The following is a 17,876-nucleotide window of genomic DNA, read 5'->3' as shown; positions in this document are numbered from 1 at the left end:
TTTTATAATATTTTTTAATTTTCGCAATATTAAAGCCCACCGTAGTGGGCTTCAATCAATTTCTTAATTTACCGATCGGTGTCTAAGCATCAATCCAGACCCCATCTTGCATATGCAAAATGGAATCGCCGGCTTGAGCCAGTTGTTCATCATGAGTCACGATCAGCATTGCCATATTGAACTCGCTACGTAATTCACTCAGCAGTTCAAAAATTTTTAAGGCAGTTTTGCGGTCCAGGTTACCGGTCGGTTCATCGGCCAGCATCAGTTCAGGCTTCGCCACCAAAGCACGCGCCAAAGCCACACGCTGACGTTCACCACCAGACAGCTCACCCGGTTTATGGGTCATGCGGTGTGATAATCCAACGCGATTCAGCAAGTATTCTGCCTGCTCTTTCGATTGCTTATAGGTGGTTCCTGCGCGCAGCATCAGCGGCATTGCGACATTTTCCAATGCGGTAAATTCCGGCAAGAGATGATGAAACTGATACACAAAACCCAAATGCTGATTGCGTAAATAACCACGCTCAGCTTCACCCAAGGTATCAAAGCGTTTGCCATTTAGAAACACTTCACCTTCTGTGGGTCCATCTAAACCGCCCAAGACATGCAACAAGGTACTTTTACCCGAGCCACTTGAACCGACAATCGAAATAAACTCACCTGCCTTGACTTGCAATGACAAGTTTTTAATCACCTCGACCGTGGTTTTTCCATCGGTAAAACTTTTCGAGATATTCTTCGCTTCGAGGACAATATTACTCATAACGCAAGGCCTCTGCAGGTTGAGTCTTTGCAGCACGGAAAGCTGGATAAATCGTGGCAAGGAAGCTTAAAAGCAATGATAAGCAGACAATGACGACCACATCTTGCCAACGCAAATAAGACGGTAAGTAATTAATAAAATAAGCATCAAACAGGTTCAAACCAAACGAGGTATTGAGCCAGCCAATTACACTACTAATACTTGAAGCAAAGATAATCCCGAGAATGGCGCCGGAAACGGTACCAATCACCCCAATAATGGTTCCCTGCACCATAAAAATCTGGGTGATGGTTGCAGGTGAAGCACCAAGAGTACGCAGAATCGCAATGTCAGATTTTTTGTCGGTGACCACCATGACCAGTGATGACACAATATTAAATGCAGCCACCAAAACAATCAGGAACAGCAGCAAGCTCACCATGGCTTTTTCCATTTGAATGGCACTGAACAAATTACCATGGGTAAAGGTCCAGTTCGATGCATAGAAATTGCTTGGCAAGTCTTTGACAATATCATCCGCCACTTCAGGTGCAAGGAAGATATCATCCAGCTTTAAACGGACACCTTGAGCGCCATCAGGTAAGCGCAATAAGGTCGAAGCATCGTTCAAGGCAATATAGCCCATCATCGAATCGACTTCTGCCCCAATACTGAAAATACCGACAATTTTAAAACGCTTGAAGCGGGGTACCACACCAGCGGGTGATGGCGTAGCTTCAGGCAGGACTAAAGTAATATTGTCATTTAAGCCCAAACCCAGTGAATCAGTCATTTGTTTACCTAAAACAATGCCAAATTCACCTTTTTTCAGGCTATCAATACTGCCTTCAATCATGTGATCCTGGATGATCGAAACTTTCTTTTCATATGAAGGTTCGATCCCCGTAACCATGATTCCGGCCACTTGTCCTTGCGCTGTAAGCATCCCTTGTAACTGGGTAAATGGGGCTACGCCTTTGACATGCTCATGTTGTTCAACTTTTTTTGCAAGTTCAGGCCAATTTGTTAAAATTTGTGTTGAAGAAACAGTAGCTTGAGGTATCATTCCTAAGACACGGTTTTTCAGTTCTCGGTCAAAGCCATTCATCACCGATAAGACGGTAATGAGTACAGCTACACCTAATGTGAGACCGATCATAGAAACCAGAGCAATAAAAGAAATAAAGTGGTTACTACGCCGTGCGCGAGTATATCTCAACCCTATATACAGCGAGATTGGTTTAAACATACCATTTAGTCCGAGGAATAATTATGGAAAATTCACAGCATCAAAGCGGCAACATGGAACGTCGCGTTATGTCGCGTATAGATGCTGCCTTGCGAGTTAATTATCAGATTATTTCTGATGATGTCGCATTTAATGACCCTTATGATCCTAACTTTGTGCTGCCGCGCTATTTTCTACTACTCGCAGAATTAGATCAATTTGATCACGCAATAAACTACGAATTAGAACAATTATCTGAAAGAGATCAACAAATTGCTCGAATATTATCCTTATTCAATCAAAAATTAAACCTTATTACCGGTTCTTTGTACGATGCAATTGTACAATCCATGTTACCTATCCCGGAAAATGTCAATTTTTCAGAAACCGGATTCAGTTTCTTTAATGAGCATCCTATTCAGGAAGGAACATATATTCACGTGACCTTAAGCCATCCGGAAAATTTCTTTCATATTGCAGCAACTGCACAAGTGGTTTATAGCCGAGCTGAAGACAATGGCAAATTCCGTACCGGTGCCTATTTCATTACCTTACATCCACAAGATCGGGTAAAACTAAGCGAATGTATTACCGTGAGCAAGACTAAAGATTAAAAACTTAAGCGCCAGATTTAATCTTGTGGGCGAGGTTTCGACTCGCCTGAATGTCACGGTAAAAGTAGATAAATAAACCAAAGATTAAGACAAATGCACCGACAAAAATCATCACTGATAATTTTTCATCATTTAGTAAGGCACCAAATAACAGTGCCAACATTGGAGTCAATACCGTTGTCAGTGATAATGTCGTCGCCTTAATATTCTGTATGAGTTTAAAATAACAGATCATGGCGACTACCGAGGCCAAGATGACTGCATAAAACAGGCCCACCAAGGCTTTGGTATCTGGAATATGTGTAGGTGCATGCTGCCAGATAAAAGGCAACATTCCCAGAGCAAACAGTGCAGAAACCAAAATTGAACCGGTAGCCTGGGCCATAGGTTCTAGCGGTGCATTAACTTTTTTGACCCAGTAAATTGAAGAGCAATAGACGAATACACTGATCAACATGAGCCCGATTCCTATCGGCTGGATATGATGCTCACTGCCACCCAAGCAAATAATTGCTAATCCTGCGACTGCAATGAACATGCCTAGCCATTGCAAACGATTCAAATGAATTTGAAAGCCAAAATATCCAATTAAGCCTGCCATGATCGGAGCCAAGCCGAACATTAAGGCAATAATGCCTGAACTTAAATATGCGGTTGCCAAATAGGTAAAAAATTGCGATCCAATAAAACTGCAGGCACCGGCGATATAACTGTGGACTGAAATTTTATCTGTGGGTAATTTCACCTTCAGTAATAGCAACAAACTGAATACTAAGGGTAACGCAATCAGAAACCGCAATGCCAAAGCCCACAGATTATTTAAATCTGAAACACTCCACACAATCGCCAAGGGCGTCGTGGCCCAAATAAGTACCAATAAGGCATAGGTTGAAACAATATTGGCTTTAGAAGGCATATCAAGCTCGGCTTATTGGGCAGTTTTACGTTTTTGTTTTTGGATGGTTTGATCGAGTGAGCTGGAAAATTCACGTTTATCACGTTCAGAAATTGGCGGTGGCCCGCCAGTGTTGACCCCTGCTCCGCGTAATGAATCCATAAAATCGCGCAAATGCAGACGAGCTTTGACATTTGCCGTGGTATACACCTCACCGCGTGGATGAATTGCAATACCGCCCTTTTCAATCACCAGCGCTGCAAGCGGAATGTCTTGCGTCATCACAATATCATGCTCTTTCATGCGATCTATGATTTCTTTGTCGGCGGCATCTGCCCCACTCATCACCTGAATGGAATTGATTCGAACTGAAGGCGTGATGCCTACATTTTGATTGGCGACAAAAGTGACTTCTAACTGATAACGGTCTGAAGCACGAATAATGACTTCACGTAGAATTTTAGGTAATGCATCGGCATCGACCCAAAGTTTAAATGGCAGCACAAAGCATCCATAGTAAGAAAATATTAAAATCCAGTTTAACAAATTGTTTAACAAATTCGTGTGACAAGATGATAGATAAATCCATTTAATGAATTAACCACTGTGAATTTGAATAAGACAAACTCATTTTTAAGCTTCTTTTCTATTTCCAGTACTTTGCTTGACTGATGATTTTGCCTATTTCTCATCATTTGATGGTTAAATTTAGTCAAATGACTTGAAATTTCAAAATAACCCTCGATTTAATATACAAATATAACCCAACATCAATTGTGAATATGAAAAATCAAAATAGACCAGAAATTATCACCATTGAAGATCAAAACTTTGGCAGCCATGTCGAACACTGGAATTTACTCACAGACAATCCCACAACAGACGTACCGAAGTGGCTTGGTTTGGCACTGAATGCCCCGGTTATGCCAATGGGTGTATGTGCCGAAGAATGTGACATGGATGAAACAACATGGCTCATTCAAGGACCCAAAAAGGCAGCGGTGCAAATCAATCAAATAATTGCGGTTGAAAATAACAAGCCTCAAGCTGTGAAAACTGCATTTCCAAGTTTCGAAAGTCCGTATAAAGTCGATGCCAAAATTGAACGGATTATTAGCTGCAAATCCAATACACAGGCTGTTTTACGCCTAAACTTGGGTGCAAATACTACTGTTTATGCTTTTGATACCCTGTATAGCGTTAATCATCAACACTATCAGAAAGGCCAAAGCTATCTTGCCCAGTTAAATGCATGGGCTTATGAACTGGAAGCCGTTTCAGACCATGAACAATTGGTGGTCGATGATCCTGCCTCAATCAAACACCACCGTGCTTTAAACGATATTTTAGCCGCCAATGACGGCGTTGCTCCAGCGAATTTACAAGAGCAGATTGATGCTTGGCAGCCTAAATCTGAAGATGATAAAGAACCGGTTACCGTCGATTTTTCAAAAATGGTGGCCTATCTTTATGGCGAAAATATGGGACAAGAAGATGAAGCCTGGTTCCAGGGCAACATTGTCGGTAAAACCTCAATGTCCTTTATGGATCAGGACTACACGCTTTATGATGTGGCTTTAATTCATGATGAAAATCAGGAAGCAACCTTGATTCGTATTGCCACTAAGAATGCGGCCAATAAAGACTTTCAGATTGGTCAATTTATTCGCGGCAACCTGTGGATTCAAGTGAATATTTATTCTAAAAAACAGTAATCTAAAAATAGCAGCTCAATATGGTGATTGATCAACTCTCCAATTGAGCTGCTTTTTTATTATCTCATTTCAAATAATTTTTCATGTTTATCCACAGACCCTTATTATATTTAACGTTTTTGAATTTAATTTAAAATACATTTATCCACACTTTAAATTCAAAATTTTATATTTTAAAAATATGCTTAAGATTATATTTTAGTAATTAATTCTTAAGCTTTTATCTCCTGCTCCCCTTGATTGATAAGAAGTGAGCAATAAATGAGATATTTCTTTCGATAAAATAAATATTTTAATTACATATTTTTATTTAGTACTTTATTTAATCAAATTTTTATGCTAAAAATGCAAATTACAAATAGAAATTAACGATAAATAAATCGGAATAGAGCTTTCCATGAAAATCGTGCAAGAAGAAAATATACAACAAGTTGAACATCAACTTGAAAAACGTTTCCAGTTAGACTCTACCTCATGTCTATTTTTTATGTTAGGCATGTTTATGTCTGCCTATATGTTGCATCACTTTATTCTTTAAGCTTATTTTAATACCTGATTTTCAACACACTGGTTTAAACAAAATTATTTTTAATCAATAAAAAGCCCATCCTGTGATGGGCTTTTTTAGCTTTAGCGCTTAAGCATTGCGTTTCGCAAAGTCATCCATAAAGTTCACTAAGGCTTGTACAGCTTCTAATGGTACGGCGTTATAAATACTTGCACGCATCCCCCCAACCGAACGGTGACCTGCCAAATTAAGAAGATGATTTTGTTCTGCTTCTTTTAAAAACAATTTATCTAGATCAGCATTTGCCAAAGTAAATGGCACATTCATGATAGAACGGTTTTGTTCCGCAATTGGATTGGCGTAGAAATCACTCGCATCAATATAACCATAAAGCAATTTGGCTTTTTCAAGGTTAACTTTATGAATAGCTTCAACACCACCCTTTTCAAGTAACCATTTAAACACCAAACCAGACAAGTACCAAGCATAGGTTGATGGTGTATTCACCATAGAATCATTCTTGGCTTGTGCAGAATATTTCAAGATACTTGGAGTTTCAGCTTTCGCCTGATCAAGTAGATCATCACGAATAATCACTAAAGTTAAGCCAGCAGGACCAATATTCTTTTGCGCGCCTGCATAAATTAAACCAAACTTGGACACATCAATTGGAGCAGAAAGAATGCTTGAAGATAAATCAGTTACCAAGGGTACATTTACTTCAGGAATGCCTGCAAATTGAAGACCGCCAATAGTTTCGTTATCTGCATAATGCACATAAGCCGCATCGGCAGATAAGTTCCACTGGCTTTGATCGGTAATCGCTAATTTACCATTAATAGTTGTACCCGCTTCCACGACATTGATATCGCCATAGCGTTGTGCTTCTTTTAACGCTTTTTCAGACCAAATTCCGGTATGGATATAATCTGCTTTATTATTTTTACCTAACAGGTTTAAAGGAATTGCAGAAAATTGAAGTGAAGCCCCCCCCTGTAAGAACAATACTTTATAGTTCTCTGGGATGTTCATCAATTTGCGTAAATCTGCTTCTGCTTTTTCTGCCACAGCTACATAGTCATTACTGCGATGACTCATTTCCATGATCGAAAGACCTTTGCCATGCCAATCGAGCATTTCAGCTTGGGCTTTTTCTAAAACGGCAGTCGGTAATGCAGCAGGGCCAGCACAGAAATTGTACGCGCGCATGATTTTTCCTTTCAAAGTGAAACACAATAAAATAACGGCATTTAACCACAGATAGCCTGTGCTTGCAGTAAATTATCCTGAAAATATTTCAATGCTATCGGACATTTAAAGTCAAAAGTTCAATAAAGAACTGTGATTCTTTTCAGTTTAGTAATCTCAATAAATACTTCAACTATAATTAAATAACTGACAGGACGCATATTTAAAGCAGAAAACATAATATGGGAGTGAATAAAAACAGCCTAAAACAGATAAAGAGCAAACTCGATCCTGTGCGGCCATGACAGATCCATTATTCTTCTTTCCTGTTGCATTTTTTATTGTCTTGAATCGGGTATGACTGCATTATTTATGCATCTTCAGCCAGTTTCGTATCGCTACAGCATAAAAATTAAAATGGACGATGCCAAGGATGATCCACCCGAATTTGTTCGGTATAGCGAGTCGGAGCTTCTATGGCATTATCGAGTAAGATCATTCTGGTCTAAATTATAAATAGTGCTTAATATACAAATGCATATTAAACAATATAGAGACCAACGATAAAGACATCTTATTTTCAAGCGATGTATAATTTGTTACAACAATGTTGAGAGCCGAATCGATGTTACTGAATTTGACATGGGCACAAAAAAATATAGATCAGAGCATCAGAACACTGATTAAAATTACTTTATTGTCTAGTTCGACTTTTTATACAACAACAGTATGGGCACAAAGTATTAGTTATGCACAAGCTGAACAATCGGTTTTAACGGATTCATATAGCACTCAAGCCAATCTCGCCTTACAACAGGCTTCAAAACTTGAAGCAGAAGCATTAAAAGGTTTAGGGCTGCCACGGGTCGATTTAAATGTACGGGCTTATGCATTTCATAATGAAGTGGATATTCCGCTCGATTCATTTAAAAACAATTTGGAACAAACGCTCTCTCAAGGCATCAATGATCGTATTAATCAAGAAAACCTTCCTTCAGGTATAGCCGATCCTTTAAAACAAGGTCTTAATCAAACCATTCATAGCGGTGTGGGTCTATTTCCCGATTCTGCCAATGTGATTTTGGAAGATCAGGTGATCCGTCCCACAGTTTCAGTATTGATGCCGCTTTATACCGGTGGACTGACTTCCAGCGCTAAAGAAGTGGCCAGTATTAAAGCACAGCGCAGCCAGCTTAATACTCAGCAACAACAAGACATACAGCGCTTTGAACTGATTCAGGCTTACTTCAATGCACAACTGCAAAAACAATTACTCGATTCAAGCCTTTTCAATTTTAATGCCATGCAAACCCACTATAACAATGCGCTAAAACTGGAAAAGCAAGGTTTTATTAGCAAAGGGCAGCGCATGCAGTTTGAAGTAGCAAAAAACAATGCTGAACGCAGCTATCAAAATGTGGAAGCCAGTCTCAGATCTAGTCTTTTTCAACTGAATAATTTGTTGCAAAGCAGCCAAATTACCGAGCTGAGCACCCCTCTCTTTATAAATTCTGCGCAAAGCCAATCGTTAAATGCCTTGCTGAAAACTTATCAGGATCAATCCTCCCTCATTCGTAAAATGCAACTGGATACCCAACTAGCCAATGCCAATGTCAAAGCACAAAGTGCAGCGAAAAAGCCCAATCTTTTTGCATTTGGGGAATACAGTCTGGATGAAAAACAAAACTGGATTATCGGTATAGTGGCACGTTACAACCTGTTTTCCGGGGTCGATAAAAATAAAAATATTCAGGCTGCCGAATTACAACGCTATGCTTCTGAACTGATGACTGAACGCAGCAAGCAGGAAATTGAAAATATCATTTATAAATCGTATAGCGAAGTGACCACTGCACAGCAAAGTCACCCGTTGCTACAGCAAAACATGAAAGCTGCTCAAGAAAATCTGCGTATTCAAACCCTGTCTTTTAAAGAAGATATGGGCACGGCTACCCAAGTCATTGATGCACAAAATACTTTGAGCGCTTTAAAAAGTGAAATGGCGCTGAATGCTTATAAGTATGTGCTGTCACTGGCAACTTTATTACAAAGTCATGGCTCAATTAATCAATTCCAAAGCTATGTCAATCAAGCTCAAACTTATTATATCCGTTAATTTTTACTGGGGAAAAATATGAATCAAGATCAAAACAAGCCTGATCAAGATATAGAAAACACTTCCTCGGACGGAAGCTCTGCAGATACGTCAGCTCAAAACAGCAAGATAGATTCGCAAAAAAGCGCTGAACAGCAAAGCTTTATAGATCATGAATTTTTCAGTTATTCAGAACAAGCTCCGAACAGTGAAAATACTGCGCCAAATACAAAAAAGTCAGCGGCTATTAAAGTTGTCGGCATCATCATTCTGATTCTACTCTTAGGCTTAATTGCTTTCGGTTTATGGAAAAGCTATCAACCGCAGCAAGTTGAACTGCAAGGCCGGGTTGAAGCGGAAACCATTCATGTCAGTACTAAAGTGCCAAGCCGTATTGAAGAAGTGTATGTACATGATGGCGATAAAGTTAAAAAAGGCCAGCAACTGGTGCGTTTATTCAGCCCTGAAATTGAAGCAAAAAAACAGCAAGCTCTGGCTGCTTTGCAATCTGCTTTAGCGCTGCAATCAACAGCCGAGCGTGGCTCACAACAAGAAAATATTGATACGTTATATGCCAACTGGCAAAGCCTGAAAGCACAACAGGCGTTGGCACAAACCACATATCAACGTGGAGCAACTTTGTTTCAGCAAGGTGTGATTTCCCGGCAGCGTCGGGATGAAATGCAGGCCGCAGCAGTCTCAGCCAGTCAAATGACTGAAGCCGCATATCAACAATATGCACGTGCAAAACGTGGCAGCACACCTGAACAGAAATCTTCAGCCAATGCCCAGGTCGATATTGCCAAAGCGGCAGTTAGCGAGGCCAATGCCTTGGAAGCTGAAACCCTATTGCTTTCACCAATTAATGGCACCGTGTCTAAAACCTACGGCAAAGCCTCTGAACTGGTGGCGATGGGTGTCCCCGTGGTCAGCATTATTCAGGATGATGATTTATGGATCAGCGTGAATGTGCGTGAAGATCTCTATGGGCAAATTTATCAAAGCAAAACCATAGATGGTTTTATTCCGGCCTTAAATCAAACTGCCACTTTTAAAATTAAAAACATTGATGCAGAAGGTGAATTTGCCACCATTAAAACCACGCGCCAAACCGGTGGTTATGATATTCGCAGCTTTAAAGTTCATTTAGCACCGATAAAACCAATTGCAGATTTAAAAGTGGGCATGAGTGTGCTTTTTAAAATTAAAGAGTCAAAATAATGTGGTCTGGCATGCTGCGTGAACTACGCTATTTACTGTCCAGTAGATGGGACTTGTGCTTAGTCACACTGGCTCCTTTATGTATAATCGTGTTGTTTAGCAGTATGTTTTCTCAAGGAAAGCCTGAACATTTACCCATTGCCATCATCGACCAAGACCAAAGTGAACTTAGCCGAAATATTGAAAAATATGTCAGTCATAATGCCGCTTTAGAAGTTGCAGTTATTTCGCAAAACCCCGATGATGTCGAAAAGCTACTCAATCAAACTAAGATTTGGGGCTATATTTCTATTCCGGCTGGGGCTGAACAACGACTGGTTCAAGCCAAAGATGCCGAAATCAGTATTGCCTTCAATCAAAGCTATTTTAGTGTCGGGAATTCAATTTCCTCTGCAATGCTGCTTAGTACCGTACAGGCAATTACCGATTTTACCGGGCACAATTATCTGGAAAATAAAATTCCTTATCTGGCTGCCCCAACACCCAATGTCAAAATATCCCCTTTATATAATCCGGGGTTAAGTTACGAGTTCTATTTAGAACCGTTTATGATTCCTGCGGTTTTGCATTTATTGCTGTGTTGCTGTGTGGCTTTTGCAGTTGGACAAGAACTAAAATTTAATACCACCGGACAATGGCTCAACCAGTCCCATATTTTTAAGGCATTGTTATCGAAAAATTTAACCTATGTCCTGATTTTTACCGCATGGACTTGGGCATGGATGTTCTGGCTGATTGAAATCCGTGGCTGGTTCGTTGCAGGTCATTTGTGGATGATACTACTCGGACAGTTTCTCTTTTATAGTGCTTATGCATTTATAAGTAGCACAGTGGTTTTAGCCACGCGAGACTTAGGCAAATCTTTCGGTTTCATTGCAGTATATGGTGGCTCTTCCCTCAGTTTTGCCGGAGTCACCTTACCTTTAAATAATGCGCCACTGTTTACCCAATTCTGGGCCAATATTATTCCCTACACCCCTTATGCAAAATTACAAACGGAACAATGGGTGATTGGCAGTCCTGTATCCATTTCTTTATTACCGCTTGCGGTATTGGCTATCTATTGTCTGTTCTATTTTGGTACTGCCTATTTCTTCCTCAGTAAAAACTTAAAGGGAGTTAAAGCATGAAAAATAGCATCAAAAACTTCCTACACTTTTATTTCAAAACCTTTAAAGATATTGCGCGTAACAGTTCAATTTTTACCACTCTGGTTTTATCAGTATTTTTATATAGCTTCTTCTACCCCACCGCCTATAAAGCTGAACATGCCGAGTCGTTGCCAATTGTCATTGTAGATGAAGAACAGAGCATGATCACTTCGAGCATTATTGGTGAAGTGTCAAAAAGTCCAAGCGTGAAAATCAAGGCGGTCACAAGCAATTTTGCTGAAGCGGAAATGATGGTGAAAACCCAGCAAGCAGATGGTATTTTACTCTTGCCGGATAATTTATCCAACAGTATTCGTCGCGGCGAAGTCGGAGGCGTTGGCTTATATCTAAGTGCAGCCTATTTTTTAAGAACCAAACAGATTGGTTTGGGTTTAGCGACGTCTATTGAACATGCAATTGCGGAACAGGCACAGAAATTTGGTGATATTTCGCATTTCGCACCTGCACTTTCCATTCATCAAATTCCGTTATTCAACACTATGTCTGGCTATGGCAGTTATATTTTTCCTGCTATTGCCCCCTTAATTATTCATCAGACCATTGTTTTGGGTTTAAGTATGCTGATTGCGGGTTACCGAGTGCAAAACTGGCGACCGAATAAGACTGAATTTTTTGCAATCTTTAGCGCCATTTTAACCATTGGCTGCTTGGGCTGTTTCTATTTATTTGGTTTTACTTTTTGGCTTTATGATTATCCACATGGTGGAAATTTCTTCGGCATGCTGATGGGCGTACCGATTTTTATCAGTTGCGTGATTGGTCTAACCATGGTCATTGCTTCCTTTTTCGATATGCCTGAACGTGCAGGACATGTGATTGTCTTTACTTCCATTCCACTTTTTTTACTATCAGGAACGGCCTGGCCACACTCTGCGATGCCGGAGTGGATGCAATGGTTAGGAAATATTTTACCTTCGACCCAAGGGATTCAAATGTTTATTCAGTTGAACCAAATGGGTGTACCTTTAAATATCGTCATTGCAAAAATGATTTATCTGGCGACCATTGCGGCTGTGTTATTGACCTGGGGATATTTCCGTTTAAACCAGCCAAATAAGAAACAATTTTTTAATAGACTGCCTGATAAGATTATTAAATAAAACTTTATAATTTAATTAAATTTTCAACTCAAACTGTAATTTTATTAACCGATTAAACCCAGTATGAATAAAAAGTTAAATTGCTTATCTTAATCGACGCAAAATAGATTTTTGTCCATACTCTCTGAATATATTTTTTATTCATTCCCATGCTCCTATTAACCTCTTTTTATGATGTCGACCGTATTATTACCGCATTTTTTTCTTTAAATATTTGATTTTAAGGGCTTAGCATGAAGAAGATTAATCTTGCTTGGCAAATCGTTATTGCGCTCATTTTAGATGTGCTTGTAGGCTCTTTTCTACACTATTCTCCCGAATATCATGAAACTCTACTTAATAATCTGCTGAGTCCTTAGGGCGCAATCTTTATTAATTTGATTAAGATGATTGTGACTCCCCTTGTAGTTTCAATGCTGATTTTTAGGTATTGCCAATGCAAGTCACGGTCAAAATGTCGGTAAACTTGGTTTCAAAACGATTGTCTATTTTGAGATTATTACCACAGTGGCGATTATTGCCGGTCTCGTTGCGGCAAATGTGTTTCAGCCGGGTTCCTGTATTGATATGTCGAGCTTGACACAAACTGATATTTCTCAATATCAGCAAACCACACAAGAAGTGAGTAGCCATGCTCATGGTCTGGTGAATACCATTTTGTCTCTCATTCCTTCCAATATTTTTGGATCACGGACTTAGGGGCACAGGTGTTCCAGGCGAGTCTTTCGTAGTGCTGTTGGCAACATTGGGCAGTGTCGGTACTCCTTGAAGGTTTGGCATTTATTGCAGGTATTGACCGTATTTTAGATATGGCATGTACTGTGTTGAATGTGATTGGTAACTCGTTGGCTGTTCTTGTAATCAGTAAATGGGAAGGTCAATTCGGTGCTGAAAAGCAAAAAGATTATCAAATTGAAATAAAGCAGGCTGCATAATTTATAAAATCAAATAAGGAAGCCGAGGCTTCATTTTTTATACTCTAAACTTAGTAAATTTTTACTGAGACTTAAAATAAACCTAATTTTTCTTTGATTTTAATAATTGAAAAATAAAGTAAAAAAGTGAATACTGGTTAAATCATAATCAACAACAATTCATAAAAGGATATATATGGAAAATTTTATAAATAAGCTTCAAAGCCATATAGACCATGTTAAACGTGTTGGGGAACACTGCTCTACTGAGGAAACAACAAAACAAGCATTAATTTTACCGCTCCTAGACATTCTTGGCTTTAACCCTTACGACCCAACAAAAGTATTAGCAGAATTTGCTGCTGATTTTCCAGGCGTCAAATCCACTGAAAGAGTTGATTATGCTTTATATTGTAATGGACAGCCTGTTATGTTCATTGAAGCAAAACCCTATGCAGCAAATCTAACCAACCATGCCCCGCAATTATCACGTTATTTCAACAGTAGTCTTGGCGTTACCATCGGAGCAATTACCAATGGTAAAGAATGGCGTTTCTTTACAGATTTAATCAATACCAATGTTATGGATGAAAAACCATTTCTTACTGTTGATTTCATGAAACATAAAGCTGAAGAACTTGTGCAATTGGCAGAATTTAAACATGATAATTTTCATGTCGAAAAATTACGTTTTTTTGCTGAAGAAAATCAATATATCCAACAATTTAAAACAGTGATAAAGAAAAGTATTAATGAAGTGGATATCGATTTTGTTCGCTATGTTGCCCAGCAAGCCAATATTCAACGTCAATTAAACACTAAATTTTTAGAGACAATCCAACCTTTTGTAAAGCAAGCTGTAGAGCAAGCCATTAGTGATACGGTCGTAAAGGGCTTATCATCTCCAACGATTATTACCGCTCAAACAATTGAACCAAAACTAGAACAAAATGCTGAACAACCCATTGATAAAGGGTTTAAAGATATTGTTAGTTCTGACAACGACAAGATTATTACGACAAAGGATGAGCAAGAACTATTTCGTATAGTGAGTGAACTTTTTCCTGAATCAGATTTAGCAACTAGAGATACAGAAAGCTATTACTCTGTCTTATACCAAAACAAAAACAATCGTTGGTTATTTAGATACGATGTAAATCGTAAACGTCCAACGATTCAATTTAATATAAATATTGATGATCAGCGAAAACTAGAATTGTTACGTGCCGGATTAGAAGTATTAAATAATGGACAAGTTTATTTAGATAAACCAGAACATATTTATCGAGCGGTAGGCATCCTCAAAGATTGTTTAGATTATTGTAGTAACGATGATAATTTTAAAAGAAATGCTGTTTCTTGATTTTAATAACAATAAAAAAAGGACGCCGAAGCGTCCTTTTTTTATTATTGCAAAAAGCTTATTCTTCGTCAGAATCTCTTAGATCTGATTCACTTTCAGCTTCATCAGCAATCGTTTCATCATCAACCAAAGTCTCAGAATCAATCAAAGCTTCAGCGGCAATAACTTCTTCGCCTTCAACTGCTTCAATAAATTCGTCTTCTTCAACGGCTTCAACAGAAACAACACCGACCAAGACTTCTTCATTTCCTAAGCGGATGAGACGAACACCTTGGGCATTACGACCTGTGGTAGCAACTTCTGAAGCTCGGGTACGAACCATCGTACCACCATCAGAAATCAACATCAGCTCTTTGCTTTCATCAATCGATACCGCACCGACCAATTCACCATTACGTTCAGATGTTTTAATTGCAATCACACCTTTACCGCCACGCTTCTTGGTTGGGAATTCGCCCACCGGGGTACGTTTACCGTAACCGTTGGCACATGCACAAAGTACTTCGCCAGTTTCCGGTACAACCACCAGTGACACGATACGGCTGATTAATGCCGAATCTGAAGTATCTTCATCATCTGCATCTACTTCAGTTTCCGCATCTTCAAGCAGCGCTGCGGCACCGATGGTCACGCGCATACCGCGTACACCTTTGGCAGAACGGCCCATTGAACGTACATCAGTTTCTGCGAAGCGAATTGCTTTACCTTCATTTGAGAACAACATGATTTGCTGTTCGCCATCGGTAATCGCCACACCAATCAAGGTATCGTCGCCATTTAACTCAATCGCACGTAAACCATTTGAACGAACATTACTGAACTGTTCAAGCTCTACACGTTTGATCGTACCGTACTCGGTCGCCATAAACACATAGAAGTTTTTACGAACCGCTTCAGCTTGCTGTGCAAAATCAGCAATGATTTCATCATCCAGATCTGTCGTAGAAAGCTCAAGACCCAGTTGTTTCAATTGAATACGTAATGCATCAGACAAGTCATCTGCACCATCTTCAAGCTCGGCTAAAGCCGCTTCAAGTTCAGCAAAATGCGAATTGATGATTTCATTTTCTTGCAGTTTTGCAGCATTGGCTTTTACAAATGCCTGGAAATCGGCCAGACGGTCTTTGAATTTCTTCGGTGCATCAATTACAGGAAGAATCGCTGTAATTGTTTCATTGGCATCCAGCGGCAACAAGTTCACCATTGGGCGACCTTTTGCACCACGAGACGCTTGTGGCACTTCGTATACTTTCAGGCGATAGACTTTACCGACATTGGTAAAGCATAGAACTGTCGCATGGTTCGATGTCACAATCAGATGCTGAATGTAATCATCAGTTTTCATTGAGGTTGCAGACTTACCACGACCACCACGACGCTGTGCGGCATAGTCAGACAATGGTTGAGTTTTCGCATAACCTGTTTTAGAAACAGTCAGTACCATTTGCTCTTCAGGAATTAAATCTTCACGAGAGAAATCGATACGAGATTCAACAATAGATGTTTTACGTCCATCACCATATTGCTGAATAATCAGCGCCAACTCTTCACGAATGACGTTCATCAACAAATTAAAGTCATTCAAAATTGCAGTATATTCAGCAATTTGAGATAAAATGTCAGAATATTCAGCATGTAACTTGTCTTGTTCAAGACCAGTTAAGCGGTGTAAACGTAATTCTAGAATCGCACTGACTTGAGTTGGTGAAAGACGGTAAATACCGCCATCAAAACCATACGGTTTAGACAGGTCTTCGCCTTCAATAATTTCAGGACGTACAGAAACTGAACCTGCTTTTTCAAGCAATGCAACCACGCCACCCGCGGACCACTCACCGGCATGTAAACGCTCACGCGCTTCGCCTGGATTTGCAGAAGTCTTAATGGTTTCAATGATGCTATCAATATTTGCCAGAGCAACCGTCAAACCTTCCAAGATATGCCCACGTTCACGCGCTTTACGTAACTCGTACATGGTACGACGTGTGACTACTTCTTGACGGTGACGGATAAACGCAGCAATGATATCTTTTAAATTCATCAACTTCGGCTGACCGTTGTCCAGACAAACCATGTTGATGCTGAAAGAGTTTTCAAGCTGAGTGTTTTGGAACAGGTTATTGACAATCACTTCAGCATTTTCACCACGCTTCAAGTCAATTGCAATACGCATCCCGTCTTTATCAGACTCGTCACGAAGTTCCGAGATTCCTTCAAGTTTTTTCTCTTTGACTAACTCAGCAATACGCTCAATGGTTCTCGCTTTGTTAACTTGATACGGAATTTCTGTGAAAACAATCGTAATGCGGCCATTCTTCGGATCTTCTTCGAAGTGATATTTACCACGAATATGCAAACGGCCTTTACCGGTACGGTAAGCATCCACAATCCCCGATTTGCCGTAAATAATACCGCCTGTAGGGAAATCGGGACCAGAAATATGCTGCATCAAACCTTCGATGCTGATATTCGGATCATTGGCATAAGCCAGGCAGGCATTCACAACTTCAGTCATGTTGTGTGGCGCCATATTGGTCGCCATACCGACTGCAATACCGGTTACACCGTTAATCAGTAAGTTAGGAACACGTGTTGGCATGACTTGAGGAATACGCTCAGAGCCGTCGTAGTTGTCTTCCCATTCGACGGTGTCTTTTTCCAGATCAGCCAAAAGTTCATGGGTTAACTTACGCATACGCACTTCGGTATAACGCATTGCCGCAGCGCTATCGCCATCGACAGAACCAAAGTTACCCTGACCATCGACCAATTGATAACGCAAGCTAAATTCTTGTGCCATACGGACAATGGTTTCGTAAACAGCTGAGTCACCATGCGGGTGATATTTACCGATTACGTCACCCACCACACGGGCAGACTTTTTATAAGCTTTGTTGTAGTCATTGCCTAACTCGTGCATAGCGAAAAGCACACGACGATGCACCGGTTTTAAGCCATCTCTCACGTCTGGTAATGCACGAGAAACAATAACACTCATGGCATAGTCGAGATATGAGCTTTTGAGTTCATCCTCAATGGCAATCGGTCGGATTTCCGATAGGCTCATGCATACTCCTTATTACTAACAGTATTTGGAACTGCTCGTTTTATATAATCA

15 protein-coding genes and 1 pseudogene are annotated in these 17,876 nt (G+C 39.9%); 10 read left to right on the top strand and 6 right to left on the bottom strand.

Annotation, left to right across the window (positions count from 1 at the left end; translation table 11 throughout):
- Positions 1-82: 82 nt before the first annotated feature.
- Both lolD and AY606_RS01525 read right to left on the bottom strand, forming a co-directional pair.
- Positions 83-766 (bottom strand): lipoprotein-releasing ABC transporter ATP-binding protein LolD, encoded by a 684-nt coding sequence (gene lolD / locus AY606_RS01530; RefSeq protein ID WP_067863650.1) that lies wholly within the window; start codon positions 764-766, stop codon positions 83-85.
- Positions 759-1,994 (bottom strand): lipoprotein-releasing ABC transporter permease subunit, encoded by a 1,236-nt coding sequence (locus AY606_RS01525; protein WP_067863647.1) that lies wholly within the window; start codon positions 1,992-1,994, stop codon positions 759-761. Before AY606_RS01525 ends, lolD begins: the two co-directional genes overlap by 8 nt.
- 23 nt (positions 1,995-2,017) lie before the next feature.
- Between AY606_RS01525 and AY606_RS01520 the strand changes: the two genes are divergently transcribed.
- Positions 2,018-2,587 carry a PilZ domain-containing protein gene (locus AY606_RS01520; protein WP_067863644.1) on the top strand — a complete coding sequence of 190 codons (570 nt, stop codon included), beginning with the start codon at positions 2,018-2,020 and terminating at the stop codon, positions 2,585-2,587.
- Between the two features lie 4 nt (positions 2,588-2,591).
- Here AY606_RS01520 and AY606_RS01515 read toward each other — a convergent pair whose 3' ends face one another.
- Both AY606_RS01515 and AY606_RS01510 read right to left on the bottom strand, forming a co-directional pair.
- Positions 2,592-3,503, bottom strand: a complete 912-nt coding sequence (locus AY606_RS01515) for a DMT family transporter (protein ID WP_067863641.1) — start codon at positions 3,501-3,503, stop codon at positions 2,592-2,594.
- 12 nt (positions 3,504-3,515) lie between these two features.
- A complete protein-coding gene (locus tag AY606_RS01510) occupies positions 3,516-3,986 on the bottom strand; it encodes a YaiI/YqxD family protein (protein ID WP_067863637.1) in 471 nt (156 codons plus the stop codon).
- A 278-nt stretch (positions 3,987-4,264) separates the two neighbouring features.
- Here AY606_RS01510 and AY606_RS01505 point away from each other — a divergent pair, with 278 nt between their 5' ends.
- Both AY606_RS01505 and AY606_RS16250 read left to right on the top strand, forming a co-directional pair.
- The gene (locus AY606_RS01505) at positions 4,265-5,197 is read left to right on the top strand and encodes a hypothetical protein (RefSeq protein WP_067863633.1); all 933 of its coding nucleotides are present in this window, start codon (positions 4,265-4,267) and stop codon (positions 5,195-5,197) included.
- 397 nt (positions 5,198-5,594) lie between these two features.
- A complete protein-coding gene (locus AY606_RS16250) occupies positions 5,595-5,735 on the top strand; it encodes a hypothetical protein (protein WP_165494286.1) in 141 nt (46 codons plus the stop codon).
- Between the two features lie 99 nt (positions 5,736-5,834).
- Here AY606_RS16250 and serC read toward each other — a convergent pair whose 3' ends face one another.
- Positions 5,835-6,914 carry a 3-phosphoserine/phosphohydroxythreonine transaminase gene (gene serC, locus AY606_RS01500; protein WP_067863629.1) on the bottom strand — a complete coding sequence of 360 codons (1,080 nt, stop codon included), beginning with the start codon at positions 6,912-6,914 and terminating at the stop codon, positions 5,835-5,837.
- Positions 6,915-7,518: 604 nt separating this feature from the next.
- Between serC and AY606_RS01495 the strand changes: the two genes are divergently transcribed.
- From AY606_RS01495 to AY606_RS01470, 7 genes and pseudogenes are all read left to right on the top strand, one after another.
- Positions 7,519-9,009 carry a TolC family protein gene (locus AY606_RS01495; protein ID WP_067863626.1) on the top strand — a complete coding sequence of 497 codons (1,491 nt, stop codon included), beginning with the start codon at positions 7,519-7,521 and terminating at the stop codon, positions 9,007-9,009.
- An 18-nt stretch (positions 9,010-9,027) separates the two neighbouring features.
- Entirely contained in the window at positions 9,028-10,209 is a 1,182-nt protein-coding gene (locus AY606_RS01490; protein ID WP_067863624.1) for an HlyD family secretion protein, read from the top strand.
- Positions 10,209-11,339, top strand: a complete 1,131-nt coding sequence (locus AY606_RS01485; RefSeq protein ID WP_067863621.1) for an ABC transporter permease — start codon at positions 10,209-10,211, stop codon at positions 11,337-11,339. The genes AY606_RS01490 and AY606_RS01485 overlap by 1 nt, the downstream gene beginning before the upstream one ends.
- An 8-nt stretch (positions 11,340-11,347) precedes the next feature.
- A complete protein-coding gene (locus AY606_RS01480; protein WP_067864498.1) occupies positions 11,348-12,481 on the top strand; it encodes an ABC transporter permease in 1,134 nt (377 codons plus the stop codon).
- A 233-nt stretch (positions 12,482-12,714) separates the two neighbouring features.
- Positions 12,715-13,171 (top strand): annotated as a pseudogene (locus AY606_RS01475) (cation:dicarboxylate symporter family transporter); the annotation flags it as partial.
- Between the two features lie 62 nt (positions 13,172-13,233).
- Positions 13,234-13,416 carry a cation:dicarboxylate symporter family transporter gene (locus tag AY606_RS16835; RefSeq protein ID WP_502692087.1) on the top strand — a complete coding sequence of 61 codons (183 nt, stop codon included), beginning with the start codon at positions 13,234-13,236 and terminating at the stop codon, positions 13,414-13,416.
- Positions 13,417-13,591: 175 nt separating this feature from the next.
- The gene (locus AY606_RS01470; protein WP_067863619.1) at positions 13,592-14,758 is read left to right on the top strand and encodes a type I restriction endonuclease; all 1,167 of its coding nucleotides are present in this window, start codon (positions 13,592-13,594) and stop codon (positions 14,756-14,758) included.
- Positions 14,759-14,816: 58 nt separating this feature from the next.
- Here the strand turns inward: AY606_RS01470 and gyrA are convergent, their stop codons facing one another.
- Entirely contained in the window at positions 14,817-17,825 is a 3,009-nt protein-coding gene (gyrA, locus tag AY606_RS01465) for a DNA gyrase subunit A (RefSeq protein WP_067863616.1), read from the bottom strand.
- Between the last annotated feature and the right edge of the window lie 51 nt (positions 17,826-17,876).

The organism is Acinetobacter sp. SFB (assembly GCF_001647545.1).
Lineage (GTDB): Bacteria > Pseudomonadota > Gammaproteobacteria > Pseudomonadales > Moraxellaceae > Acinetobacter.
Note: the sequence above shows the minus strand (reverse complement) of the source record. Positions and strands in the feature narration are given on the sequence as shown.